This window comes from Microbulbifer aestuariivivens (assembly GCF_039545115.1).
Lineage (GTDB): Bacteria > Pseudomonadota > Gammaproteobacteria > Pseudomonadales > Cellvibrionaceae > Microbulbifer > Microbulbifer aestuariivivens.
Genome location: NZ_BAABRT010000009.1, coordinates 46,593 through 72,004 on the forward strand (window position 1 = coordinate 46,593; position 25,412 = coordinate 72,004).

20 protein-coding genes and 1 riboswitch are annotated in these 25,412 nt (G+C 61.2%); of the genes, 15 read left to right on the forward strand and 5 right to left on the reverse strand.

Features of this window, described 5'->3' with window-relative positions:
• Positions 1-32: 32 nt before the first annotated feature.
• From radA to cobO, 6 genes are all read left to right on the forward strand, one after another.
• Positions 33-1,427, forward strand: coding sequence for a DNA repair protein RadA (gene radA / locus ABEA58_RS07030; protein WP_345550099.1), 1,395 nt, complete (start codon positions 33-35; stop codon positions 1,425-1,427).
• Positions 1,417-2,286 carry an ABC transporter substrate-binding protein gene (locus tag ABEA58_RS07035; protein ID WP_345550101.1) on the forward strand — a complete coding sequence of 290 codons (870 nt, stop codon included), beginning with the start codon at positions 1,417-1,419 and terminating at the stop codon, positions 2,284-2,286. Before radA ends, ABEA58_RS07035 begins: the two co-directional genes overlap by 11 nt.
• A complete protein-coding gene (locus ABEA58_RS07040; protein WP_345550102.1) occupies positions 2,270-3,265 on the forward strand; it encodes a FecCD family ABC transporter permease in 996 nt (331 codons plus the stop codon). The genes ABEA58_RS07035 and ABEA58_RS07040 overlap by 17 nt, the downstream gene beginning before the upstream one ends.
• The gene (locus ABEA58_RS07045) at positions 3,265-4,047 is read left to right on the forward strand and encodes an ABC transporter ATP-binding protein (protein ID WP_345550232.1); all 783 of its coding nucleotides are present in this window, start codon (positions 3,265-3,267) and stop codon (positions 4,045-4,047) included. Before ABEA58_RS07040 ends, ABEA58_RS07045 begins: the two co-directional genes overlap by 1 nt.
• A 78-nt stretch (positions 4,048-4,125) precedes the next feature.
• Positions 4,126-4,280: riboswitch (cobalamin riboswitch) on the forward strand.
• Between the two features lie 127 nt (positions 4,281-4,407).
• A complete protein-coding gene (locus tag ABEA58_RS07050; protein WP_345550103.1) occupies positions 4,408-6,258 on the forward strand; it encodes a TonB-dependent receptor plug domain-containing protein in 1,851 nt (616 codons plus the stop codon).
• A gap of 175 nt (positions 6,259-6,433) precedes the next feature.
• Positions 6,434-7,072 carry a cob(I)yrinic acid a,c-diamide adenosyltransferase gene (gene cobO, locus ABEA58_RS07055; protein WP_345550104.1) on the forward strand — a complete coding sequence of 213 codons (639 nt, stop codon included), beginning with the start codon at positions 6,434-6,436 and terminating at the stop codon, positions 7,070-7,072.
• A 222-nt stretch (positions 7,073-7,294) separates the two neighbouring features.
• Here the strand turns inward: cobO and ABEA58_RS07060 are convergent, their stop codons facing one another.
• Positions 7,295-8,029 carry an OmpW/AlkL family protein gene (locus ABEA58_RS07060; protein ID WP_345550106.1) on the reverse strand — a complete coding sequence of 245 codons (735 nt, stop codon included), beginning with the start codon at positions 8,027-8,029 and terminating at the stop codon, positions 7,295-7,297.
• A gap of 166 nt (positions 8,030-8,195) precedes the next feature.
• Between ABEA58_RS07060 and ABEA58_RS07065 the strand changes: the two genes are divergently transcribed.
• The 3 genes from ABEA58_RS07065 (at position 8,196) to ABEA58_RS07075 (ending at position 14,200) form a co-directional block, all read left to right on the forward strand.
• Positions 8,196-8,897, forward strand: a complete 702-nt coding sequence (locus ABEA58_RS07065; RefSeq protein ID WP_345550107.1) for a glutamine amidotransferase-related protein — start codon at positions 8,196-8,198, stop codon at positions 8,895-8,897.
• Positions 8,898-9,710: 813 nt separating this feature from the next.
• Positions 9,711-12,584: a TonB-dependent receptor gene (locus ABEA58_RS07070; protein WP_345550108.1), complete on the forward strand. Its 2,874-nt coding sequence runs from the start codon at positions 9,711-9,713 to the stop codon at positions 12,582-12,584.
• 350 nt (positions 12,585-12,934) lie between these two features.
• A complete protein-coding gene (locus ABEA58_RS07075) occupies positions 12,935-14,200 on the forward strand; it encodes a methyltransferase (RefSeq protein WP_345550110.1) in 1,266 nt (421 codons plus the stop codon).
• A gap of 56 nt (positions 14,201-14,256) precedes the next feature.
• Here ABEA58_RS07075 and ettA read toward each other — a convergent pair whose 3' ends face one another.
• On the reverse strand, positions 14,257-15,921 hold the full coding sequence (ettA, locus tag ABEA58_RS07080) for an energy-dependent translational throttle protein EttA (RefSeq protein ID WP_345550111.1): 1,665 nt from the start codon (positions 15,919-15,921) through the stop codon (positions 14,257-14,259).
• Positions 15,922-16,150: 229 nt separating this feature from the next.
• On the opposite strand from ettA, the gene ABEA58_RS07085 reads away from it, so the two are divergent.
• From ABEA58_RS07085 to fnr, 4 genes are all read left to right on the forward strand, one after another.
• Positions 16,151-17,257: an enoyl-CoA hydratase/isomerase family protein gene (locus ABEA58_RS07085; RefSeq protein ID WP_345550113.1), complete on the forward strand. Its 1,107-nt coding sequence runs from the start codon at positions 16,151-16,153 to the stop codon at positions 17,255-17,257.
• A 175-nt stretch (positions 17,258-17,432) separates the two neighbouring features.
• Positions 17,433-18,341 carry a 3-hydroxyisobutyrate dehydrogenase gene (gene mmsB / locus ABEA58_RS07090; RefSeq protein ID WP_345550114.1) on the forward strand — a complete coding sequence of 303 codons (909 nt, stop codon included), beginning with the start codon at positions 17,433-17,435 and terminating at the stop codon, positions 18,339-18,341.
• 106 nt (positions 18,342-18,447) lie between these two features.
• On the forward strand, positions 18,448-19,857 hold the full coding sequence (gene hemN / locus ABEA58_RS07095) for an oxygen-independent coproporphyrinogen III oxidase (RefSeq protein WP_345550115.1): 1,410 nt from the start codon (positions 18,448-18,450) through the stop codon (positions 19,855-19,857).
• 71 nt (positions 19,858-19,928) lie between these two features.
• Complete coding sequence (gene fnr, locus ABEA58_RS07100; RefSeq protein WP_345550117.1) at positions 19,929-20,663, forward strand: fumarate/nitrate reduction transcriptional regulator Fnr; 735 nt, start codon at positions 19,929-19,931, stop codon at positions 20,661-20,663.
• 112 nt (positions 20,664-20,775) lie between these two features.
• Here fnr and ABEA58_RS07105 read toward each other — a convergent pair whose 3' ends face one another.
• The 3 genes from ABEA58_RS07105 to ABEA58_RS07115 form a co-directional block, all read right to left on the reverse strand.
• Complete coding sequence (locus ABEA58_RS07105; RefSeq protein ID WP_345550118.1) at positions 20,776-21,207, reverse strand: SpoIIAA family protein; 432 nt, start codon at positions 21,205-21,207, stop codon at positions 20,776-20,778.
• Between the two features lie 163 nt (positions 21,208-21,370).
• A complete protein-coding gene (locus ABEA58_RS07110) occupies positions 21,371-21,943 on the reverse strand; it encodes a hemerythrin domain-containing protein (protein ID WP_345550120.1) in 573 nt (190 codons plus the stop codon).
• Positions 21,944-22,190: 247 nt separating this feature from the next.
• The gene (locus ABEA58_RS07115; RefSeq protein ID WP_345550121.1) at positions 22,191-22,451 is read right to left on the reverse strand and encodes a hypothetical protein; all 261 of its coding nucleotides are present in this window, start codon (positions 22,449-22,451) and stop codon (positions 22,191-22,193) included.
• A 43-nt stretch (positions 22,452-22,494) separates the two neighbouring features.
• On the opposite strand from ABEA58_RS07115, the gene ABEA58_RS07120 reads away from it, so the two are divergent.
• Both ABEA58_RS07120 and glyA read left to right on the forward strand, forming a co-directional pair.
• Positions 22,495-23,181, forward strand: a complete 687-nt coding sequence (locus ABEA58_RS07120; RefSeq protein WP_345550123.1) for an OmpW/AlkL family protein — start codon at positions 22,495-22,497, stop codon at positions 23,179-23,181.
• A gap of 561 nt (positions 23,182-23,742) precedes the next feature.
• Positions 23,743-25,011, forward strand: a complete 1,269-nt coding sequence (gene glyA, locus ABEA58_RS07125) for a serine hydroxymethyltransferase (protein WP_345550125.1) — start codon at positions 23,743-23,745, stop codon at positions 25,009-25,011.
• Positions 25,012-25,412 lie beyond the last annotated feature (401 nt).

A 25,412-nucleotide genomic window follows, 5' to 3' on the forward strand; every position in this document is an offset into this window, starting at 1 on the left:
GCCGATAAGTGCACCGAACCGGAGGAGCCGCCTTGGCCAGCAAACGCAAAACCGCCTATGTCTGTAATGAATGCGGAGCCGATTACAGCAAATGGGCCGGCCAGTGCAGCGCCTGCGGAACCTGGAACAGTCTCAGCGAGGTGCGCCTGGGGCCCGACCACAAGGACAGTCGCGCGGCGGACTTTACCGACGGTCAGCGCGGCTACGCCGGTGCCGCTGGTGCGGGAAAGGTGCAGAAGCTGTCCGAAATCGACCTGACCGAGCTGCCCCGTATTCCCACCAATGCCACGGAACTGGACCGGGTGCTCGGCGGCGGCCTGGTGCCCGGTTCGGTGGTGCTGATTGGCGGCCACCCCGGCGCCGGCAAATCCACCATTCTTTTGCAGACCCTGTGCCATCTGGCCCAGCAGATGCCGGCGCTCTACATCACCGGCGAGGAGTCCCTGCAGCAGGTGGCCATGCGGGCCAAACGCCTGGGGTTGCCCGCCGACCAGCTGCAGATGCTGTCCGAGACCGATGTGGAGCGTATCTGTCACATCGCCAAGGAGGTGCAGCCGCGGGTGATGGTGGTGGACTCCATTCAGGTGATGCATATGAGCGAGGTGCAGTCGGCCCCCGGCTCGGTGGCGCAGGTGCGCGAGAGCGCCGCCTACCTGACCCGCTATGCCAAGCAGACGGGCACGGCCCTGATTCTGGTGGGCCATGTCACTAAGGACGGCAGTCTCGCCGGCCCCAAGGTGCTCGAACATATTATCGATTGCTCGGTACTGCTGGAGAGCACCCATGATTCCCGTTTCCGCACCCTGCGCGCGCACAAAAACCGCTTTGGCGCCGTCAACGAGCTGGGCGTTTTCGCGATGACGGAGCAGGGTCTGAAAGAGGTGTCCAATCCTTCGGCGATTTTTCTGCAGCGGGCCGAGGAGGTGGCGGCGGGCTCCGTGGTCACCTCGGTGTGGGAGGGCACGCGGCCGCTGCTGGTGGAACTGCAGGCGCTGGTGGACGACAGCAGTCTCGGCAACCCGCGCCGGGTGGCGGTGGGGCTGGACCAGAACCGCCTCAATATGCTGCTGGCGGTTCTGCACCGCCACGGCGGCGTGCTGGTGGGCGACCAGGATGTTTTCATTAATGTGGTGGGCGGCGTCAAGGTGATGGAGACCAGTGCCGATTTGACTCTGCTGCTGGCGGTGGTTTCCAGCTTCCGCAACCGCGCGCTGCCCCGCGAGCTGATGGTATTTGGCGAGGTGGGGCTGTCCGGCGAGATCCGCCCGGTGCCCTCGGGCCAGGAGCGCCTGCGGGAAGCGGCCAAGCACGGTTTCCGCAAGGCCATTGTGCCCGCCGCCAACCGCCTCAGAAACGATATCGACGGCATGGAAATGATCCCGGTGAAGACCCTGGCCGAGGCGCTGGCGGCCATCGATGCCGCCTGAGCGTGCGCGCCGCAGCGGGCCGCGGCGCCCGGCTCCGGCCATCGGTTTCAGCGTCGTTTTCGTTTTAGCTATAGCCATACAGCTGTTCTGCCTGCCCGCGCTGGCGGCGCAGCGCATCGCCTCGCTGAATGTGTGCCTGGACCAGCTGCTGCTGGACTGGGTGGATCACCGGCGCATCGTTTCGGTTACCTGGCTTTCCGCCAACCCCCACTACCGCCGCGCGCCGCTGCCGGAGCATGTCACCCTCAACCGGGGCCACGCCGAGGAGCTGCTGGGGCTGCGGCCGGACCTGGTGCTGGCGGGGCAGTATGGCGCCAACCGCGCCTCGACACGCCTGAGGGAGTTGGGGGTGCGAGTGGTCACTATTCCCGATGCCTACAACCTGGCGCAGTTGCAGCAGCAGCTGCGGGCACTGGGGGAGGAGTTGGGCCTCGGCCGCGAGCTCAATCACCAGGCCCGGCGCTTCGAGCAGCTTGTGCGGCAGCCGCCGGCGGAGCAGCCTCTGACCGCCATGATCCTGTCGGCCAATAATCTCACCTACGGCGGCGGCATGCTGGAGCACGAGCTGCTGGAACTCGCGGGTTTTCGCAACCTGGCGGCCGAGGGCGGGCAGCGTCTGCAGCGGGTCATGCTGGAGCAGGTGATCGCGGCCGAGCCGCAGCTGCTGGTGCTCTACGGCGGCGAGCAGGCCTTTGCCCTGGCCCACCTGGCCGCTCGCCACCCGGTGATCCGCCGCTATGTGGACAGCGGCCGGGTATTTATTCTGCCGCCGGAGCTGGGGTTTTGCCCGGCGCTGGTGGCCGCGGATGTACTGGAAGCACTGCAAAAAAAGCGAGAGAGTCTTGTTCGAACACAATAAAACCGCCATCGCGCTGCTGGCGGCGGCACTGCCACTGGCTTTGCTGGCGGCGCTTTTGAGCGGCCCGGTGAGCATTGATTTCACCGCGGCCCTCAGGGAGGGCTGGCGGGGCGACAGCAGCGATGCGGTGATCCTGTGGCAGCTGCGCCTGCCGCGGGCGCTGCTGGCGATTCTTGTCGGCGCCGCCCTGGGCATGGGCGGGGCGGCGATGCAGGGCCTGCTGCGCAATCCCCTGGCCGAGCCTGCGCTGCTGGGGGTGAGCAGCGGTGCGGCCCTGGCGGCGATTCTGCTGCTCTACTATGGCCTCGCCTGGCATTCGGGCTGGTGGCTGCCGCTGCTGTCCATCGCCGGTGCTTTTATCGCCGTGCTCAGTGTCTGGCTGCTGGCGGGCCGTGGCGCCAGTGCCAGCCGTCTGGTGCTGGCGGGCGTCGCCATCAATGCCTTTCTGTCGGCGCTGATGGCGCTGGCGCTGAACTATGCCCCCAGCATGTTCGCCATGCAGGAAATCGTCTTCTGGCTGCTGGGCTCGCTGGCCAACCGCGGCTGGGACCAGTTATTGCTGGCGCTGCCATTTATTCTCGCCGGCGCAGTGCTGCTGTTTGGCTGTCGCCAGTATCTGCGCGCGCTGACCCTGGGGGAGGCGTCGGCGGCTTCACTCGGATTCAGCGGCCGGCGCTACCCGCTGGGGGTATTGCTGGGTATTGCCGCGGCGGTGGGCGCGGCGGTGGCGGTGACCGGCACCATCGGCTTTATCGGTCTGGTGGTGCCGCATCTGGTGCGCCCGCTGGTGCGCCAGGACCCCGCGCGGGTGCTCTGGGCCAGCGCGTTGTGCGGCGCCCTGTTGCTGCTGCTGGCGGATATTCTGGTGCTGAATTTTGTCGGCGCGCAGGAGCTGCGCATCGGCGCGGTGACGGCCTTTATCGGTGCGCCGTTCTTTTTCTGGCTGATTGTCAGCGCGCGCCGAGGAGGGCTGCAGTGATGAACGAGCTGGCGATGGATCATTGCGCGGATATCGGCTGCCACGAAGTGTCCCTGCGGCGGCATGGCCAGCGGGTGCTGGAGATGATCAGCTGCGCCTTTCGGCCCGGGGAACTCACCGCCGTGGTCGGCCCCAACGGCGCCGGCAAGAGCAGTCTGCTGCAGGTGCTGGCGGGTGTGCTGGCGGCGTCATCCGGTACCGTTGCCATCAATGAAAAACCCCTGACCGAAATATCCGCCGCCGAGCGCGCGCGCCTGTGCGCTTTTTTGCCCCAGTCGGAGGCCCCTGCCTGGAGTGTCAGTGGTGCCGACCTGGTGGCGCTGGGACTCCTGCCCTGGGGGCGCCTGGGTGATCGCGACGAGCGCGTCCGCGCGGCCCTTGCGCGGGTCGAGGGGGCTGACTTCGCCAGTCGACCGGTGACCCAGCTCTCCGGCGGCGAGCTGCGCCGTGTGCAGCTGGCGCGCCTGCTGGTGGGCGAAGCGCCGCTGCTGATCGCCGATGAGCCCACGGCGGCGCTGGATGTGCGCCACCAGCTGCAGCTGCTGCAGACACTGCGCGGCATTGCCGACGGCGGCAAGACGGTGATTCTCGCCCTGCACGACCTGCCCCTGGCGGCGCGTTTCTGTGATCGCGTGGTGCTGCTCGAGCGGGGTCGCCTGCGTGCTCAGGGTACCCCGCAGGATGTCTTCACCCCGGCGCTGATCGGCGAAGTGTACGGTGTTACCTGTGAGTTTCGCTGGCGCGCGGGCGAGCCGGAATTTGTCGTTTTTGATCTGGTATAGAAAACACCGGACTCACGGCGCCGGTGGTTAACAAAAATATTCCCGGTTTTTTCTGAGTCAGCGGTTCTCCGCTTTGATATACTCGCGCCGCTTTTGGGTGCCCAGCAGTGCAAACGTATTTGGCTGGGTTAAACGGGAAGTCCGGTGAAGTCATTCGACCAGTCCGGCGCTGCCCCCGCAACGGTAAGCCATTTTACGGCGAGCCCGATACCGGCCCTCAGCATTTCGAGGATAAAGCGGAGGGCTTTGTCTGGTCCGTACGCTGCTTTCTGTCACCTTGTCTGTGGCTGTCTTTTCGCGTGCTGATTGCACTCACCCTCCCTCAATTCGTTTTCTTTTTCGAGATTGGGGAACCTAACTGTGAATAAAACCCTTTACGTTGCCGCGCTGTCTGCGGCCATTGCGCCTCTGGCTGCCCAGGCGTCAGAACCACTGGAACTTCTTACCGTTACCGCCAGCCGCACGGAAATTCCCAAAGCACAACTGGGGGTCTCCGTCAGTGTACTGACGGCCGCGGATATTGAACGCTTAGGCTATGCCAGCATGCTGGATGTGATCCGCACCCTGCCCGGCGTTGCGGTCAGCAACAATGGCGGTCCCGGCAAAGTGAGCTCGGTGTTTCTGCGCGGCGAGAGCCAGTTTCGCACCCTGATATTGCTGGATGGGGTCAATATCGCCGACCCGGCCAATACCCAGGTCGCCGCCCAGTTCCAGCACCTGCTGGCCAGTGATATCGAGCGGGTGGAAGTGCTGCGCGGTCCGCAGGGCATGATGTACGGTGCCGGCGCCGGCGGCGTGATCAACATCATTACCCGCGCCGCCAATGAACCGCTGGAGCTGCAGGCCTCCTTCGAGGCGGGCCGTTACCAAACCCAGCGGAGCAATGTGCGCCTTGCGGGCAAAGAGGAGCGGGTGAACTTTAGCGTTGATCTGACCCAGCTGGACAGCGAGGGTTTTAATAGTCGCGAGAGCGATGACAGCGGCGAGCGGGACGGCTATCGAAACGACTCCGCCAGCGCGCGGCTGAACTTTGCCGCGAGCGATGCGCTCAGTCTCGAAGCACAATGGCGCTACCAGGATGCCGAGACGGAATTCGACAATTGTTTCAGTGGCTTTGAGGCCGTCAACGATTGCCTCGATCTGTTTACCCAGAAGAGTGCCCGCGTGGCGGCGCAGCATCGCGCCGGCGCGCTGGAGCAGGAGTTCGCCATTTCCCGGCAGGAGATAAAGCGCGACAGTCTCAGCGAGGGTGCCAGTAGCTTTGCCGTGAGCGGGCATATCAAGGAGTTCAACTACCTGGGCCATAGGGATCTTGCCGCCGGCGCCCTGTCCTGGGGGGCGGAACTGGAGCAGCAGGCGTATCGCGGCAGCGGCAATGACATTGCCCTGGACGGTGTCGGAGTTTTTGGCGAGTGGCGCGGGGATGTCGCCGGCGCCCTGTTCTATACCGTCGGTCTGCGTCGGGATCAGCTGGAAAATGATGACCACAGCAGCTGGCGCACCTCCCTCGCCTATCCGATCGCCCTGTCCGGCAGTGGCGAGCTCAAACTGCGCGGTAGCCTGGGCACCGGCTTTCGCGCCCCGAGCCCGTTCGAAGTGGCCTACAACCTCGGCGAAATGGCCGCGCCGGTGGCGCCGGAGCGCAGTCGGGGCATTGAAATCGGCGCGGAATACCAGCAAAGCAATGACCTGCGCGCTGAACTGGTATTGTTCCGGCAGCGGGTCACCGATGCCATCGTCTACGACTACAGCCTCGGTACGAGTGGTTGGGGTGCCTATGGTCAGGATGACGGCGAGAGCGAATCCCGCGGTGCGGAGCTGGCGCTGGCGGGGTCCGTTAGCGAGCAGCTGGACTGGAATTTCAACGGCACCTGGCTGGATGCCACCGATGCCAGCGGCCAGCAGCGCCTGCTGGTGCCGCAGCGGGTGTTCAACCTGGGTTTCGCCTATCAGCTGGCGCAGGGGCGCTTGCAGCTGGGCGGTAATTGGCAGCGGGTGGAAGACCGCCTGAGCCCACCGGCGAGCTGGGGTGGGAGTAATGTGGAGCTGGCTGATTACAGCAAGCTGGACCTGAATGCCCGTTATCAGTGGTCGGACACCGTGCAGCTGAATCTGCGCGGGGAAAATGTGCTGAACCGGGACTACCGCGAAGTGGCCGGTTACTTCACCGCCGGTGCCGCTGTGTATGCCGGTATTGAACTGAGACTCTAAACGGGCCGCGCCTGCGCAACCGGCCAGTGCGGGTTGCGCAGGCATAGCAGGCCATAGCAGGCCATAGCAGGCATAGGTGCTGCTCAGTGCTGAGGGCTACTGTGAAAGCGATAGTTCAGCGTTAAAGACGAGGAAAGAGCGCGGAAAGAGCGCGGAAAGAGCGCGGAGAAAACCAGTGAGTGAACCCGATAAAAAAGACCGGCAACAGGAAAAACAGGCGCGGCATAAAAACCGCATGGAACAGCGCAAGAAAATTGTCGACGCGGGTGTGGCCCGCGCGCTGACAGAGCGCGGAATCGTGCTGCTGTATACCGGCGATGGCAAGGGCAAAACCACCGCCGCGGTGGGCACGGTGACCCGCGCTCTGGGCTACGGATATCGCAGTTTTGTGGCCCAATTTATCAAGGGCGCCTGGGACTGCGGCGAGAAAAATCTGTTGCAGGGTTTGCCGGCGGATCAGTTTCCACTGCAGTGGTGCGAGATGGGCACGGATTTTACCTGGGAAACTCAGGATTTTGAGGGGGACAAGGCGGCGGCGGAAAAACTCTGGGCAAAGGCCCGCGCGGCGCTGGCGGATGACAGTGTTTATCTGGTGGTGCTCGATGAGCTGACCTACGCCCTCAATTACCGCTGGCTGGACAGGGCCGAAGTGGTTTCGGCCATCGAGAACCGGCCCCCTGAGCAGACGGTGATCATCACAGGGCGGGGCGCCAAGCAGTACCTGCGAGACCTGGCGGATACGGTTACCGAGATGCGGCCCCTGAAGCATGCCTTCGAGGCGGGTATCGCCGCGCGGCACGGCATTGAGTGGTAATTTTTGCCTGCCCTTTATTTTTTTGCTCTTTCCTAGTACCTCTTTGCGTCTTATTCTTTTTGTTCTCTGATTATCTTTATGTCTTTCGTAACCGCTACGGTGGCTGCGCAGTAGCGCCGTCACTTACACATCCTGGCAGCCCCGTTTTCAGGGAGCTGTTTGCGTTGCGCGCGCGGAGGGTGCTCCGCGCGCGCCGCACGCGCAATGGGGGCTGCGGTTTTTTCAGAAGCGGTAGCCGATGCCAACGGAATATACCCAGGGGTCAACATCCACATCGACCTTGACCCGGCTCCGTCCCGCGTCGGTGGGAAAGCTAATGGTGGCATCGGTGTCTATGTCCAGATACCAGATCGCGGCGTTGAACAGCCATTGGCTGCCTTCCCCAAGCTCGATGTCGATCCCCAGCTCCCCGGCCAGTCCCCAGGAGTCATCCAGGTTCAGGCTGGCATTTCTCGTGGCTCCCAGCGCGTCTCTGAAATAGTTGTTGGCGGTGCGCGAGATATCTTCGCTGAAGAAGGTGGTGTAGTTCACCCCGATACCCACATAGGGCTGCACCCAGGATTCCACGCACACCGGGAACCACTGTAAAGTCACGGTGGGGGGCAGGTGCTCGATGTCCCCGAGCGACACTTTGCCCAGGGCGGGGCCGCCAGCCGGGTTGGGCAGGCCGGCCACATCCAGGTCGTGCTTGAAGGGCAGCGCGGCTACAATCCCCAGGCCCCAGTGATCGGCAAATAGCCAGGTGCCGGTCAGAGTGGCGCTCTGGCCGCTGTCCACGTAGACGCGGGTGCCCTCCACGGCGCTGCCATCGAGGCGAATCCAGCCGGAATCGTCATTGGGGTTTACTTCGCCGTAACCGATCCGCGCAATGAAGTCACCTGCGCGATGTTCAGCGGTGGCCGTTGTCGCGGCGAGCATTGCGGTGAGTATTAGAATGCCGACGATGGCTGATTTCATGGTGTTCACTCCGTGAATCGACAGGTGGGGTTGGTGGAATGAGTTTAGTCGCCCCGGGGTAAAACATGAGGAGGCCCGCGCCTTCTGATGGGTTGCCACTAGGTGGCTATACGCGCCAGAAAATATGCCATAATCGGACTGCTCTGCAGTTAACAGTGGTGAGTGAATGAAAATTGGTGTGTTGAAAACCGACGATGTACGCAAGGAACTGGTGGGAGAGTTCGGCGAGTATCCGCAGATGTTTGCCGACCTGTTGCGTGCTCAGGACCCGAGCCTGGAATTTGTCACCTACGAGGTGCAGCGTGGGCACTACCCTGAGAATATCGATGAGGTGGATGCCTACCTGATTACCGGCAGCAAGACCGGTGTCTATGAGGACAAGGTGTGGATCCCGCCGCTGATGGACTTCGTGCGCGAGCTGCACGCTAAGAAAAAGCCCACCATCGGCATCTGCTTCGGGCATCAGCTGATTGCCGAAGCCCTGGGCGGCAAGACCCGCAAGTCCAGCAAGGGCTGGGGGATTGGTGTGCACAGCTACGAAATTCAGGATATGCCCACCTGGGTGTCTGAGCCCCGCGCCGGATTCAGCCTGCTGGTGAGTCACCAGGATCAGGTGGAGGAGTTGCCTGAAGGCGCCAAGGTGCTGGCGGCCAGTGATTTCTGCCCCAACGCGATGGTGCAGGTGGGTGACCACATCCTCACCATGCAGGCGCACCCGGAGTTCACCAAACCCTACTCCAAAAGCCTGATGGAACTGCGCGCCGAAGTGTTCGGCAGTGAACTGGTGGAAAAGGGCAAGGCATCCCTGCAGAACGACATCCACGAGAGTGTCATCGCCAAGTGGATGGTGGAGTTCCTGCGCCGTTAACAGGCCGCAGCATTCAAGCGGGGCGGATTTCCCGCTCTGCCTGAATGCTTGTTAGGTGCACACCCTCTCTCCCTCTCTCCCTCTCTCCCTCTCTCCCTCTCTCCCGGTCTGCATCACTGCTTCCTCGGTTGTTCTTCGATTTTCCTTCCCTCCTCTCACAAACAAAGCATCGGCTTTCTCCAGCTTCCTCTGCCCGGATAAACAGCTTTCTCAGCCTCGGCCGGCTCCCTGTAGTTCGGCCGGGGTGGCTGAATAGCCCAGCGATCAGCGTGTGTTGCTTCGCATTGCTGAGAAAGAAAAACGACGGGCAAGCGCGGCCATCGGTCTGTGCGCCCCGCTGCTGTTTAACCCGTAAACAGGCGCTGGGCTGGAGGTCATGGCCCAGTCGGCACTGCGGGCATATTGCTGCTTTTGGCATTTCCTGGTTTTCGCCGGGAAGGCCGGGACTGTAGGTCGCTCTTGCGGAATCTGCTTGGTGCAATGTGTGACAGGCGAGTGAAGACGCGAGCCGCGCCAGACCCTATTAAAGGGACGCGGCGCCATGGAATCCCCACCTTTCTCGATTCCGTGTGGGATATTGATCTTGCTATTTGTTGATAGCTGGGTCAATTCGAAGGTCAAAAGGTTCTATGTGCATGTTTTTGTTTAAATATGGTTAGATTTTTATGATAAGGCGGTTTTTATTGTTTTTTCATTGAGGGATGTTGTTACTCAGTCGTCTAATTCATCCTGCTAGGAAAAAATAATTGCTTGGGGTGGTTATTTTTTCAACAGCGGAGGTTGGTAATAACTCAATAAAACTAGGGGTCAAATATGAGTAACCATCGTTCCCTGCGCCACAATCTGGCGCGAAGCGCTCTGGCATTGGCTATTGGTGCCGCCACCTTGGCGAGCCCGGCAGTATTTGCCGATGAGATCACCGGTACCATTCGCGGGGCCGTGGTGGGGGTTGAGAATGCCAAGACCATCAAGCTGACCGATACCGCCCGCGGTATCACCAAGGAAATCGGCGTGGAAGCCGATGGCAAGTTCCGCTTCGGCAGCCTGACACCGGGCAAGTATCAGCTGCAGGTGTTCAATGAAACTGGTGTGGTGGATACCCAGACTGTTTCTGTCAGCCTGGGCGGTACCGCCTCCATCGTGCTTGGCGCCGGCGCCGCGCTGGAAGAGGTCGTGGTCAACGGCGAGCGTATCTCTCAGGTGGACGTGGGTGTTGCCGAATCCGGTTTGGTTATGTCCTCAGAAGAACTGCTGGAAATTCCGGTTGCGCGGGATCTAACTTCGGTCACCCTGCTGGCCCCGAGTGTGTCCAAAGGCGATAGAACCTTTGGTAACAATGCCAGCTTTGCCGGTGCCTCGGTGTCTGAAAACACCAGCTACATTAACGGCCTCAACACCACCAACTTCCGCACTGGCCTCGGCTTTGCCACGGTGCCGTTTGAGTTTTATGACAATATCCAGGTGAAAACAGGCGGTTACTCTGCCAAGTTTGGCCGCTCCACCGGCGGTGTGATGAACGCCACCACCAAAAGCGGCAGCAACGAATTCAAGTTTGGCTCGAACGTCTACTTTGATAAAGACCTGGAAACTGCCCCCAATACGTTCTCCGCTGATAACGACCAGGACGTATTTGAAGAGACAAACACCGATATCTACGCTTCTGGCGCCCTGATTCAGGACCGCCTGTTTTATTACGCGCTGTACAGCCGTGAAAGCATGGACTCCGAAGCTTACGATATGACCAGTGGGCGTGGATATAAGACCAAGCGAGACACCGATTTCTGGGGTGTGAAACTCGATGGTTATATTACCGACAACCACCGTGTTGAGTTCACCGCATTCAGTGATGAGCGCGAAACTATTGAGGGTATCTATGAATACGATTCAGGAACCGAGCAGGTAGGTGATTACGAAGGTAATGTCTATTACCAGCGCGGCGGCCTGAACTGGATTGCCACTTATGTCGGTGACCTGAGCGACAGCATGACACTGTCCGTTTCCTACGGCGAAAGCGAGCAGGATCGCAGCACGGTTCCGGACAACGCAGACGCTCCGGTCGTTTGGGCCTACGATGCCGCTACGGGCACTTGGTCGGTTGAAGGTGACTGGGTGGATACCAATGTAAGCGAAGGTGAAGACCAGCGCAAAATGGTGCGTGTAGACTTTACCTGGGAGCTGGATGATCACCTGCTGGAAGTGGGCCTGGACCGGGAGAAAAATAGCTCCAGCGAGCACACCGTATTCTCCGGTGGGGACTACTGGGAACTGTACCCGGATTTTGGTTATGTCATGCAGGGCATAGCCACAAATATTGGTAACTTTGAGACCATTTCCAACGCGTTCTATATCCAGGATACTTGGGATGTTACCGATAACCTGTCTGTGCAGATGGGGCTGCGTAACGAAACCTTCGAGAATATGAACAAGGCAGGTGACGCCTTTATTGAGGTGGACAACCAGTGGGCTCCCCGTTTGGGCGCCGTTTGGGATCCCACCGGCAGCGGCAATCAGAAAGTCTATGCCAATATGGGGATGTACTACCTGCCGATTCCGTCCAATACCAATATCCGCATGGCGGGTGATGAACTGTTCATCTATGACTATCAGGAGTGGGATGGTGTCTGCCAGAACGAGGACGGCACCCCCTGTAATCTGGGTGATTCTTTTGCGGAGTACGTTTACGCAAATGGTGAGCTGAACGATACCCGCAGCCTGGTGGATTCCAATATCGAGCCCATGTACCAGTCCGAGTTCATCTTGGGTTATGAATACGTACTGGAAAGCGGTATTCAGCTGGGTGTTAAAGGCATGTACCGCAACCTGGAAACCTCTATTGAAGACGTAGCCATCGACGCGGCAGTAATCGATTACTACAACAACAGTGGTACCTGGGATGCCTCCAAGGTGGGCGGTGCTACCGTAGAAGAGTTATTCGGCGGTTTCCATCAGTATGTGCTCACCAATCCGGGCAATGACATGCGCGTCTATATTCCGGAGATGGAGGAGTATGTTGAACTGTCTGCAGATCAGTTGGGCTACCCGGAGGCCAAGCGTCAGTATGGTGCGGTTGAGCTGACCTTTAATCGTCCCTTTGATGGCAAGTGGTCCATGAATGCTTCCTATACCTGGGCCCACAACTGGGGTAACAACGAAGGCGGTGTGCGCTCAGACAATGGTCAGAGCGACTCTGGCCTGACCACCAACTTTGACCAGCCGGGACTGCTTGACGGTGCCTATGGTGATCTGCCGAACGATCGTCGTCACACCGTTAAAGCATTCGGTAGTTACCAGTTTGATATTGGCCTGCTCGTCGGTGCCAACTTCATGTGGCAAACCGGGCGCCCGCAGAACTGTTTTGGTGTGCATCCGGACGATGATTTCGCGTTCGAATACGGTGCAGAGTCTTTCTACTGTGGTGGCGAGTTTGGCCCCCGTGGCAGCTATGGACGGACAGAGAACTACTGGAATCTGGACCTGAAGGCTCAGTATCCGATTCAGTTTGCCGGCAACCAGAAAGTTCTGTTGTCTGTGGATGTATTCAACCTCCTCAACAACGACACCGTGGTGGAGACTTACGAGGTTGGTGAGGATGACCGTGGTGAGCAGGCGAATCCGAATTTCGGAAGCCCGGTTTACTATCAGGATCCGCGCAGTATCCGTCTCGGCATCCGCTACGACTTCAACTAAGTTTTTCTTGGTTTGAAGTCATGAAGATCCCCGCCACCCGGCGGGGATTTTTATTTTGTGCCGGGGTCTGTGTTGCCGCTGCGGGTATTACCTGTTGGTTTCATTCTTCATTCTTCATTCTTCACTCTTTATTTTCCTTTCCCCTTTCATCACTTCTCTCTCAGCTTTCCAATTCTGCCGCGAAGCCGATAAAGGTCGGCAGCGGCAAGAGTGCGGGCTCAAAAGCGCAGCGATATGGGCAAATTTACAGATGCGGGGCTGGCATTGGCCCGCCAGCGGATAAAATAGCGCGTGCGGGTATGTGCCCAGGGCCTGGGAGCTGGGGCAGGGGATTTAGACCGAGGATATTCATGAACGAGGCGATTACAGCGTTGCGCGGTCGGGCATTGGAACGGCGTTTCCAGTTGCTGGACAGTTTGCTGGCGGCCAGCGCGCACTGGTGGCGGGCGCGGCCGTTTCATCAGCGCGGCTATTGCTGGCAGGACAGCCACCCGGACCTCTGTGCGGCGCTGGACCGGCTGGCGGACAGCGAACTCGAGCACTTGCAGCAGAACCCGATTGACGCGATCCGCTGGCTGTCGCCCTGGGTTGCGGACGGTCGGCGCTTGCATGAGTTGAGTCGGTTGCCGCGGCTGTCGCAGCGGGTAATTTCCCCACCGGAGCGGCTCGACCATGGTATTCCTGGGCGCAAGTGGCAGCAGCTGCTCGCCTTCGCCAGCAGTGTCGCGCCGGTTGCGGAGCCGGTACTGGAGTGGTGCGCGGGCAAGGGGCACCTGGGGCGGCTTCTGGCGGTGGTGGACCGGCGTGCGGTCACCAGCCTGGAGTGGCAGGCGCAGCTCTGTGCTGAAGGCGCCGCGCTGGCGCAGCGCTTTCAGCACAGAGCCGCGCCCATGCACTTTGCCCACTGCGATGCGTTTGCACCAGAAGCAGCCAGCTGGGTAAAGCCCGGCGGTCACGCGGTGGCCCTGCACGCCTGTGGCGACCTGCATACCACACTGATGCGGCACTGGGCGGAAAAGGGCGGCGCGCAGCTGGTGCTCTCGCCCTGTTGTTATCACCTGATTCGCACAAAAGAGTATGTGCCGATGTCGAGCGCCGGGCGCAATGGGCAAACACGCCTCGGCAGGGAAGACCTGCAGCTGCCGCTTCAGGAAACCGTCACCGCCGGGGCCGCGGTGCGCCGGCTGCGGGAGCGCGAGCTGCACTGGCGGCTGGCTTTCGACGAGCTGCAGCGGCAAGTCCGCGCGGAAGATTCCTATCTGCCGGTGCCGAATGTGCGCAAGAGCCTTTTGCAGGAGGGTTTTAGCGCATTTGCCCGCTGGGCCGGCGCGCAAAAAAAACTGGTACTGCCTGCGGCCATCGACGAGGCGTTGTACCTGCAGTTGGGCTGGCAGCGGCTGCGCCGGGTGCGGCGCATGGAGCTGGTCACCCATGTCTTCCGGCGGCCGCTGGAGCTGTGGCTGGTGCTGGACCGGGCGCTGTTTCTGCAGGAGTGTGGCGCCGAGGTGGAGCTGGGAGAGTTCTGTGAGCGGGAACTGACCCCGCGCAATATCCTTCTGCGCGCATGGCGCGCCGAGGCTGGGGGAAAGGAGGGCACCTCCGATCAGGCGGGATAAATAAAAAGAAGCCCGCGTAATGCGGGCTCCCGAATCGCTCTCGATGACGCTCCCGGTCAGGTCTTGAGCTTTTTGTAGTGCATGCGGTGCGGTGCGGCATCTTCGCCTTTGCGCTGCACAAAATCCTCGTGGTATTCGGTGTAGTTGCCCTCGAAGAACACCGCCTCGCTCTCGCCCTCGTAGGCGAGGATGTGGGTGGCGACACGGTCGAGGAACCAGCGGTCGTGGGAGATCACCAGTGCGCAGCCGGGGAAGCTCAGCATGGCTTCTTCCAGTGCACGCAGGGTTTCGATATCCAGATCGTTGGACGGTTCGTCGAGCAGCAGCACGTTGGCGCCCTGCTTGAGGGTGTAGGCCAGGTGCAGGCGGCCGCGCTCACCACCGGACAGCTCGCCGACGCGCTTCTGCTGGTCGGAGCCCTTGAAGTTGAAGCGCCCAACGTAGTTGCGCGAGCCCACTTCGTAGTTGCCGATCTTCAGCATGTCATGGCCGTCAGAGATGGCTTCCCACACGGTCTTGTTGTCGTCGAGGTTTTCGCGGCCCTGTTCGACATAGGCGATTTTCACCGTCTCGCCGATTTTGATCTCGCCGCTGTCGGGCTTTTCGGTGCCGGTAATCATGCGGAACAGGGTGGACTTACCGGCCCCGTTGCCGCCGACGATACCGACGATGGCGCCCTTGGGGACGCGGAACGACAGGTTTTCGATCAGCAGGCGGTCGCCGAAGCCCTTGCTGACGCCGTTGAACTCAATCACGTTATCCCCGAGGCGCTCGCCGGGCGGAATGTAGATCTCGTTGGTTTCGTTGCGGGCCTGGAATTCCTGCGACTGCATTTCCTCCAGGCGGGCCAGACGGGCCTTGTTCTTGGACTGGCGACCCTTGGGGTTCTGGCGCGCCCACTCCAGTTCTTTCTGCATGGCCTTGGCGCGGGCCTGCTCGCCGCGGGCCTCCTGCTCGAGGCGCTTTTCCTTCTGTTCCAGCCAGGTGGTGTAGTTGCCTTCCCAGGGGATGCCGTGGCCGCGGTCCAGTTCCAGAATCCAGCCGGCGACATTGTCGAGGAAGTAGCGGTCGTGGGTGATCGCCACCACGGTGCCGGTGAAGTCGTGCAGGAAGCGTTCGAGCCAGAAAACGCTCTCGGCATCCAGGTGGTTGGTGGGTTCGTCCAGCAGCAGCATGTCGGGGCGCGACATCAGCAGGCGGCACAGGGCCACGCGGCGTTTTTCACCGCCAGACAGCAGGTTGACGTCCGCATCCCAGGGCGGCAGGCGCAGCGCGTCGGCGGCCACTTCCAGGCGGTGCTCCAGGTTGTGGGCGTCCCAGGCCTGGATGATGTCTTCGTACTGCTGCTGTTTTTTCGCCAGCGCGTCGAAATCCGCATCCGGCTCGGCGTAGTCTGCGTACACCTTCTCAAGGCCCTGCAGGGCGTCGATAGCCTCGCGCACACCGTCTTCCACATTGCCGCGCACGGTCTTGGCCGGGTCCAGCTGCGGCTCCTGGGGCAGGTAGCCCACCTTGATGCCGGGCATGGCGCGGGCCTCGCCATTATAGTCCTGGTCGACACCCGCCATGATGCGCAGCAGGGTGGACTTGCCGGCACCGTTCAGGCCCAGTACGCCGATCTTGGCGCCGGGGAAGAAAGACAGGGAGATGTCCTTGAGGATTTCGCGTTTGGGCGGCACTACCTTGCCCACCCGGTTCATGGTGTATACGTATTCAGCCATTTAGGGGTCCAGTTCGGGTTCTGTTGGGATTCCGCAATTCCCGCAATGCGCAATGCGCACTGAGTAATGAAAGACGGGAGCAATCGTTCACATTTTGCGCGCAACTTATCAGGTTGCAGAAAAAGTGCAACCGGCCCACGGCGGTGGCGCGAGCGGGTATGCGGCTGACGGCGACACGGATGTATGTTTAACTCCTGCGACCGCTTCTGCAGAGAATAAATGAACACTGATGGACAAGAATTCGCCGATATTGTTTTCCCGCCGCGGCGCCCTGGCGCTGGTGACCCTCAACCTGCCCCGGGCGCTCAACGCCCTCAATCTGGACATGATCAAACTGCTGGACCGGCAGCTGCAGGATTGGGCGGAGGATGACAGCGTGGCCTGCGTCTGGGTCGAGGGCAGTGGCGACAAGGGGCTCTGCGCCGGTGGGGATGTGGTCTCCCTCTACAAGGGCAGCAACGCCTATGGCGAAGCGCCGCGGATCGACTACGCCAGCGAGTTTTTTTCCCACGAATATCGCCTCGATTACCGCATCCACACCTACGCCAAGCCCATTGTGGTCTGGGGCGGCGGTATCGTGATGGGCGGGGGTGTCGGCATTATGGCCGGCGCCAGCCACCGGATCGTCACCGAGCGCACCCGCATGGCCATGCCGGAGGTGACCATCGGCCTGTTTCCGGACGTCGGCGGCAGCTGGTTCCTGAACCGTATGCCCGGGCGCATCGGGCTTTTCCTCGGCCTGACCGGGGCGCAATTTAACGGCGCGGATGCGCTGTTTGCCGGCCTCGCCGATCGCCTGATCGCCGACAGTGAGCGCCACACCACTCTGGACGCCATCGCGCAGCTGCCGTTTTGCGCCACCACGGATGAGAATCGGCGTCTGGTCAGCGAGTGCCTGAAGGGGCTGGAGCTGGCTGCGGAGTTGCAGCCGCTCTCGAACCTGCGCAACCACTACGAGCAGATTCAGGCGCTGACGGATTTCGCCTCTCTGCCGGCAGTGTGCGATGCCATTGGCGGCTACAAAGGCGATGACGAGTGGTTGCGCAGGGCCGCGCAGACCCTCGCCGCCGGTTCACCGCTGACCCCGTGGATTGTCTGGGAGCAGTTGCGCCGCGGGCGCCACCGGTCGCTGGCAGAGGTGTTGCGCATGGAGCTTATTCTGGCGGTGAACCTCTGTGCCAGCGGGCATTTCCACGAGGGGGTGCGCGCACTGCTGATCGACAAGGACCGCTCGCCCCGATGGCAGCCGGCCAGCTTCAGGGAGATCAGCGCGGAGGAAGTTGAGCGCTGTTTTGTGGCGCCCTGGGCGGGGGCGCACCCCCTGGCCGATCTTTAGCTTTACAGTCGGGCAGGCCTGTAGACCTGCTGCCCGGCACCGCCGGCATGACCCGGTGACTCGCAACCGCTCTCCTGTAAAGTGGCGGCAGCGCGCAGAATAAGCACGCAGGAAGCAGCCTGCCCGACTAGGGCGCAAAGCGATAACGGAATAAAAAAGAAAGAGGAGGAGCCTCGTGAAGAAAATTGCATTTCTCGGTCTGGGTAATATGGGCGGGCCCATGGCCGCCAATCTGGTGCGCGCCGGATTCGCCGTCACCGCTTTCGACCCCGCCTCTGCGGCCATGGAACAGGCCCGCCAGGCCGGTTGTGCCAGCGGCGCAACAGCGGCGGAAGCGGTAGCTGGGGCCGACGCGGTGATTTCGATGTTGCCAAGCGGCGCCATCGTCAGAGATCTCTATCTGGGCGATCAGGACGCGGCCGGCCTGCTGCAGGTGCTGGCCGCCGAAACCCTGATTATTGACTGTTCCACCATCGCCGCCGACGATGCCCGCCAGCTGATCGCCGCCGCCGGCGAGCGGGGTATCCGCGCCATCGATGCGCCGGTCTCCGGTGGTACCGCCGCCGCCGCGGCAGGCACCCTGTCTTTTATGTGCGGTGGTGATGCCGCCGCGGTGGCAGCGGCGCGGCCGCTGCTGGCGGCGATGGGCTCCAATATCTTTCACGCCGGGCCTGCCGGCTGTGGCCAGGTGGCCAAGATCTGTAACAACATGCTGCTGGCGATCCAGATGGTCGGAACCGCCGAGACGCTGCAGCTGGGTGTCGATAATGGCCTCGACCCCTCGGTATTGTCTGACATCATGAAAGCCAGCTCCGGCGGCAACTGGTCACTGCAGAAGTACAACCCCTATCCCGGGGTTATGGAGGGGGTGCCTGCTTCCCGCGGTTACAGCGACGGATTTTCCGTGGCGCTGATGCTGAAGGATCTGGGGCTGGCCATGGAGTCGGCCAGCGGCAGCGCCACCTCCACCCCTCTTGGCGCCCTGGCCAGGAACCTGTACCAGCTGCACGGCGGTGACGACGACACTCTCCGGCTCGACTTCTCCAGTATCCAGAGCCTGTTCCGGCGCCCGGTGGGAGACTGACCCGGCGGCTGTCCCGGCGGGCTTGAGTGGTGACTTGATATGCATCAAGAGCCCTCCGGTCCGCCCCCCTTAGGCTTGCCACATCGATTTTTCACAGGTGTGAGACATGCTGCAGGCCGACTCCATACCCAGCGCGGCGCTCCTCAATCGCTATGGCACCTCCTGTCCGCGCTATACCTCTTATCCCACCGCAGACCGCTTTGGCGATCTGAACGGTGCCGAGCCCTGGGCGGCGCTGGCGAATGTGCGCGCGCTGTCGCTGTACGTGCACGTGCCTTTCTGCCGCTCGCTGTGCTACTTCTGCGCCTGCAACAAGGTGGTGACGCAGCAGTACGGGCTGGCTTCCGAGTATTTGCAGCAGCTGCTGGCGGAGGCGCGCAGCTATCGCGGCCGGGTGGCGGATGTGCCGGTGGTGCAGCTGCACCTGGGCGGCGGTACGCCCACCTTCCTCAACGACGGTGACCTGCGGCGGCTGATCGAGGGGCTGGGAGAAACCTTTAATCTGGGCGGGGCGGGGCGCGAGCTGGGCGGGGCGGGGCGCGAGCTGGGCGGAGAGGGGCGCGAGTACAGTATCGAGGCAGACCCCCGCACCCTGGAACTGGAGAGTCTGTCGACCCTGCGTGAACTCGGCTTCAATCGCCTCAGCCTCGGCATTCAGGATTTTGACCTCACCGTGCAGCGGGCGATCAACCGCATCTGCACCGCCGGGCAGGTGCGGGAACTGACCGAGGAGGCCCGTCGCCAGGGCTTTGAATCCATTTCCTACGATCTGATTTACGGCCTGCCGCACCAGAATCTGGCCACCCTGCGCGGCACCATCGAACAGGTGATGGAGCTGGCTCCGGACCGCATCGCGCTGTATCACTACGCGCACCTGCCGGAACGCTTCAAATCCCAGCGCCTGATCGACACCGATGCGGTGCCGAACGCCCAGCAGAAGGTCGACATGCAGCTGGCCGCGGTGCAGGCTTTGGAAGAAGCCGGCTACGACTACCTGGGCATGGACCACTTCGCCCGCCGCGACGACAGCATGGCCCGGGCCGCCCGCGCCGGTGAGCTGCAGCGCAACTTTCAAGGTTACACGCTGATGCCGGCGGATGCGCTGGTGGGACTCGGGGCTTCGGCGATCAGCTACAGCGCCGACGGCTACTGGCAGAACCACCATCGCCTGAAGGACTACAACAGCGCGATCGCCGAGGGCGGTTCCGCGGTGTTCCGCGGCTGGCAGCTGTCCGCCGATGATCGCCTGCGCCAATACGTCATCATGGAATTGATGTGTCGGCTCAGTCTCGACAAGCGCGAGGTGGCCCGCCGCGCGGGTGTGCCCTTCGAGGAGTACTTTGCTCCCGAACGGTCACGGCTGGCGCCACTGGCCGCGGACGGCCTGATCGAAGAGGATCGCGAGCGCCTGTGGATCACGCCGCTGGGGCGCTGGTTTGTCCGCCATGTGGCGGCGGCATTCGATGCCTACCTGGCCCGTAGAGAAGAGGCTCCGCGCTATTCGAAAGTGATCTGATGGCCTGCGACAGTCACGCCGCGAGACGTTACAATGGCGTTTGTTGTACACCCACGGTCGATGGCGGGCCCATGAAAGATACGCTCTCAGCGGTAAATTGCGGAAACTGTTCGGTCAGGCGCCTGTGCCTGCCCGCCGACCTGTCCGCAGAAGAGATCGATCGACTGGAGGAAATCACCGGCAAGCGGCGGATGCTGCGGGCCGGGGAGACCCTCTACCGGGCCGGCGATCCTTTCGCCAACCTCTATGCCATCCGTTCCGGCAGCTTCAAGTCCACGGTCATCGCCACCGACGGCGACACCCAGGTCACGCACTTTGCACTGCCCGGTGAATTGCTGGGGCTGGACGCCTACAGTGGGCGCATGCACTCCACCTTCGCCGAGGCGCTGGAAGACAGCTCCGTGTGCGTTTTGCCCTTCGCCCAGCTGGAAAGCCTCGCCCAGGAAGTGCCGGCTCTGCAGCACCAGATTTACACGATTTTCTCCGAAGAGCTGAAAAAGGAAAACGAAGCGCTGCTGCTGCTCGGCAAGCGCTCGGCGGAAACGCGCATGGCTGCGCTGCTGATCAATATTTCCAGCCGCTATGCGCGCCGCGGTTATTCCGCCACCGCTTTTGTTTTGTCGATGCCGCGCACGGATATCGCCAATTATCTCGGCCTTACCGCCGAGACGGTCAGCCGCCTGCTGAGCAAGTTCCAGCGCGAAAAACTGATCGCTGTGCGCGGGCGCGAGGTGGAGATTCTCGATCTGATCGCCCTCAGCGAACTGGCCGGCACCCACTGCAGTTATGAGGATGCCGGCGGCTGAGACGGATTAGTTCTGGTTTGAATGCCAGCCTTCATTCAGGGCTGATGCCGGTGCGAGTGCCGGTGCGGGTGCCGGTTTAAGCCCCGAGATAAGCCTGTATCTAAGTCTGCATCTAAGCCCCGCTCTGCTCCCTCTCTTCTTTGTTGCCCTTGCTGTCTTCCGCAGCCACCAGCCACGCCAGTGCGTCATCACGGTCCTCGAAGTAACGGGTGTTGGCCGCGGTAAACCAGCCGGCCACCTTGGTCGCCAGCTGTTGCCAGCCCTCTGCACCGATCACGGCGATATGTGAAAACTCGCTGCCGTGCCAGAGCCCCAGTTTCAGGTCGTCCCAGGCTGCGCGCAGTTCCCAGCCACGCAGCTCGGTGACGTCCACCAGTGCTTTGACGCGCGGGTTGGGCACCGCCGCCAGCGCGCTGTCGAGCATGGGGGTGATGATCTCGTAGTCTTCGTGGGTCAGTTTGCCCTTCACCTTGAAATACAGGAAAAACTCACTGCCAGCGCGCTCAATGCCAATGGACAACCCGTGCTGATCGACACAGCTCATTGCCTATCCCTCCTTTCTCTATCTTTTTCTTGTCATTTTTTTTCATGCCCTCCATTGCGCTCCATTCCTTATCCATTTCTCGCCGCTTCCTGCTGCTTCCTGCTGTTTCTGTGTGTGGCGTATTCACCAGTGCGCCGCTGCATCATCGGCAGCGCTTCGTATATCAGGCGCTGGCCCGCAGCGGCTCATGCAGCCCGACAACATAGTCATGCAGTGATTCATAGAGTCGCTTGAGGTCCGGGCCAAACAATGGGTCCTGCTGGCGCTGCAGCTGTGCCTCCACCGCGGCCCAATCGTCGGCGCTCAACAGGGCGAAAAGCTGCGGAAAAATAGATTCGTTTTCGCGCTGCATATGATCGCGCTGTAACTGCAGGTACTCCTGAGTGGCGCTAAACAGCTGACCGCGCTCCACGGCGGCATCGTTGGCGATGGCATAGAAGAGAGCATTCATGTGCCGCGTGGCGCTGGTGATGGCTTGGTGCTCGCCCTGTATGGCTTCGATGATGTCGCGATCCGCCTCTGTGTGCAGCAGCAGGCGCTGCATGGCCAGATCTTCGATGGGGTGGTGCCAGCGGTCGGGATAGGTATTGATATAGTCGATCGCATCGAGAATCAGGCTGAGGGTTTCAGGCTCCCGCTCCCTGCGCGCGAGATCTTTTGTCAGCTGTTCCAGTGCGTCGAGCAGGCTCTGCATATTGCGATGGTCATCGCACAGTTGGCGGTATAAATAGTGCATTGCGATCCCCCTAGATGTCGCAGCAGATGATATAGAACCATTCTGCTGCGCCGACCTGGATATCCCTTGACCTGGATCAACTGTTCCCCAGACCGACGTCGTTCTCGTTAATTTCTTTGCCAGACTGCTTAAGAAAAGGGCAGTGGATGGCTGCTTACGAACGGCTGTCTGTTACTGGCGGGCGGATTAACACCCTGGTGGCTGATGCGTTGTGTTGTTTGCCGGTGGTCGCGCTTCCCGCAGAAATTTATTTTCCTGCCTGCTGCTGTTTTTCTGTGCTTATTTTTTCGTCGTTTGTGCTGGCGCTGCCGCCTTGATGGAAGTCAATTTTTGCGGCGGAATAAAAGTGATCGAAGAATCGAAGAAAAAACTTCCTGTTGAACGCCATCAATTGATTTGCATCAAGGGCGCTCGCTCCTGCCGCCGTAATCTGTCCCTGTCTCGCCCTGACCGATGGCATCGCCATAAAAATAATCCGTGTTTTCCAACGGGCGAGATAGCGGTCCAAATAGATTGATCAGTAGATTTATAAAAGGTGAATGGAGAACCCAATGAGATTACTTGCTGTGCTGGCTACGGTATTTCTAACTGCCCCGGCGCTGGCTTATCAGCCCGGCGAAGTCATCCTGCGCGGTGGCGTAGCGACCGTCAGCCCCGATGCTTCTTCCAGCCCGCTCTCTCTTAACGGTGCGGAGCTGGGCGGTACCGCGGCGGATGTGGACGATGGTTCCGCGCTGGGCCTAACCGCGACCTGGATGCTGAGCAACCGCTGGGGGGTGGAACTGGTGGCCGCGAGCCCCTTCACACACGACCTTTCCGTTTCCGGGCTCGGTGACGAGCTGAAGCTTGGGGAGGCAACCCACCTGCCGCCCACGCTGCTGCTGCAGTACTACCCGAATGTGCCCTTTGCCGATGTGCAGCCCTATTTCGGCCTTGGGTTGAATTACACCGTCTTCTTTGAAGAAGAAGTGAGCGCGGAAGCGAACAGCTTTTTTGTAGACGCGCTGGAAGCGACTGGCGGTGCCGACATAGCCCTGGATGACTCGGTCGGCCTTGCCGCGGAAATGGGCGTGGACTTTGCCTTTGGCGCGGACAAGCGCTGGCTGCTCAACCTGGCGGTATGGTGGATGGATATCGACACCGAGGCCGAGGTCAAGGTGCCCGGTGTTGGCACCATCACCGCCGATGTGGAAGTGGATCCGCTGGTCTACATGGCCGGACTGGGCTACCGCTTCTGATCACCGCGGGCATTGCCGCGAAAACCCGGGCGCAAGCCCGGGTTTTGTCTATTCAGGGGGCGCTAAGGCTCTGGTGAATAAGGCCCTGACGAATAATGCCCAGCTGAATAAGGCCTGCGTGGATAAATCCTAGGTGGAGCTAAGGCCGCGGCGCCTGCCGCCCGGGCCAACCCTGCCGCTGCCACCTTGCGCTCTTGGAGCTTGTCGCCAGCCGGTCGCGGCTGTGCGCTCCGGTTCACGCCCCGGTGCCATTGCCGCGGGTGCTGAATCGGTGGGGTGAGCCGGACTGCCTGCTGCGTCAGCATCGACCGCTACGCCAGCGCTTCACAGAGGGCGCGCAGCCTGTTCCCGGCTGGGGCGGGCGCATTCTCGCGCTGGCGCATTGGCTCCCACCTTGGTGTACAATGCGCGCCTTTCTAGAATACCCAGGCTTTTGGTGGTGGTCCCGGTGTGCGGATTTTGCGTGATTGCGGCTTGAGATGGCCGCTCATTGCACTCGCACAGAGCGGCCGCTGCCGATGCGCCCAGTCAGTTATCAGCTCGCTTTACCGAGGGAAAACCATGTTTGATCCATCAGTCACACTTTCCTCCTTTGACCCGGAAGTCTGGGAAGCCATCGAAGAGGAAAACCACCGTCAGGAAGAGCATATCGAGCTGATTGCCTCTGAAAACTACACCAGCCCAATGGTGATGGAGGCTCAGGGCAGCTCCATGACCAACAAGTACGCCGAGGGTTACCCCGGCAAGCGCTATTACGGTGGCTGTGAGTTTGTCGACAAGGTAGAAGTGCTGGCGATTGAGCGCGCCAAGGAGCTGTTTGGCGCCGACTACGCCAACGTGCAGCCGCACTCCGGCTCCCAGGCCAACGCCGCTGTCTATCAGGCGCTGTGTGAGCCGGGCGATACCGTGCTGGGCATGAGCCTGGCCCACGGTGGCCACCTGACCCACGGTGCCCGTGTGAACTTCTCCGGTAAAATCTACAACGCGGTGCAGTACGGCCTGAACCCGGAAACCGGCGAGGTGGACTACGAGGAAGTGGAGCGCCTGGCGCTGGAGCACAAGCCGAAGATGATCGTCGGCGGCTTCTCCGCCTACAGCCGCATCATGGATTGGGCCCGTTTCCGCGAAATCGCCGACAAGGTTGGCGCCTACCTGCTGGTGGATATGGCCCATGTGGCTGGCCTCGTCGCCGCCGGTGAGTACCCGTCGCCGATCCCCCACGCCGATGTGGTGACCTCCACCACTCACAAAACCCTGCGCGGTCCGCGCGGCGGCATCATTCTGGCCCGCGCCAACGCAGAGATCGAGAAGAAGCTCAACTCCGCAGTGTTCCCCGGTGGCCAGGGCGGTCCGCTGATGCATGTGATCGCGGCCAAGGCGGTTTCCTTCAAGGAGGCCATGAGCCCGGAGTACAAGGCGTACCAGAAGAAAGTGGTTGAGAACGCCCGCGCCATGGCGGAGACCTTCCTGGACCGCGGCATCAACATCGTTTCCGGCGGCACCGATGACCACCTGATGCTGGTGGACCTGATCGGCAAGGAGTACACCGGTAAGGATGCGGATGAGGCCCTCGGCCGCGCCAATATCACCGTGAACAAGAACGCGGTGCCGAACGACCCGCGCTCGCCGTTTATCACCAGCGGTCTGCGCGTGGGCACCCCGGCCATCACCACCCGCGGTTTCGGTGTGGCGGAAACCCAGCAGCTGACCCACTGGATCTGCGATGTGCTGGATGCCCTGGAAAAGGGCGATGCGGAAGCGACCATCGAGGCAGTGAAGCAGAAGGTGCTGGATATCTGCGCCAAATTCCCGGTTTACCAGCAAGGCTGACCGGAAGCTCCCCCCTCAAAAAAGCGGCTCTTAGAGCCGCTTTTTTTATGTCCTCTGATGTGCCTCGCTAGCCGCGCACCCGCCCCCTTCTTTTTCCCCGACCGCGACTGTCGCCCCAGTCCCAGCCTGGCCCTCAGCCCAGGTGTATCGCAGGATTCGGGCGACTCCATTGAGCGAGCCTTTTCCGTAAGCTGTCCGCCGTCAGTGGTTCTTAGTAAAAAATTTTAAATTAGTGGCTTTTATCGAATCATTATTCGATTTTTTTGACGATTTAGGTAGAATGAGGCGACTTATTGCTAAACGTAATAAGCACTTAACCCGCTATCGCGAGTGTGATTTAGGCTTCAGAAGAGCATTTCAATGGTTTTCAGCGTGGTCGCACTCTTTGGCATGTACTTGCC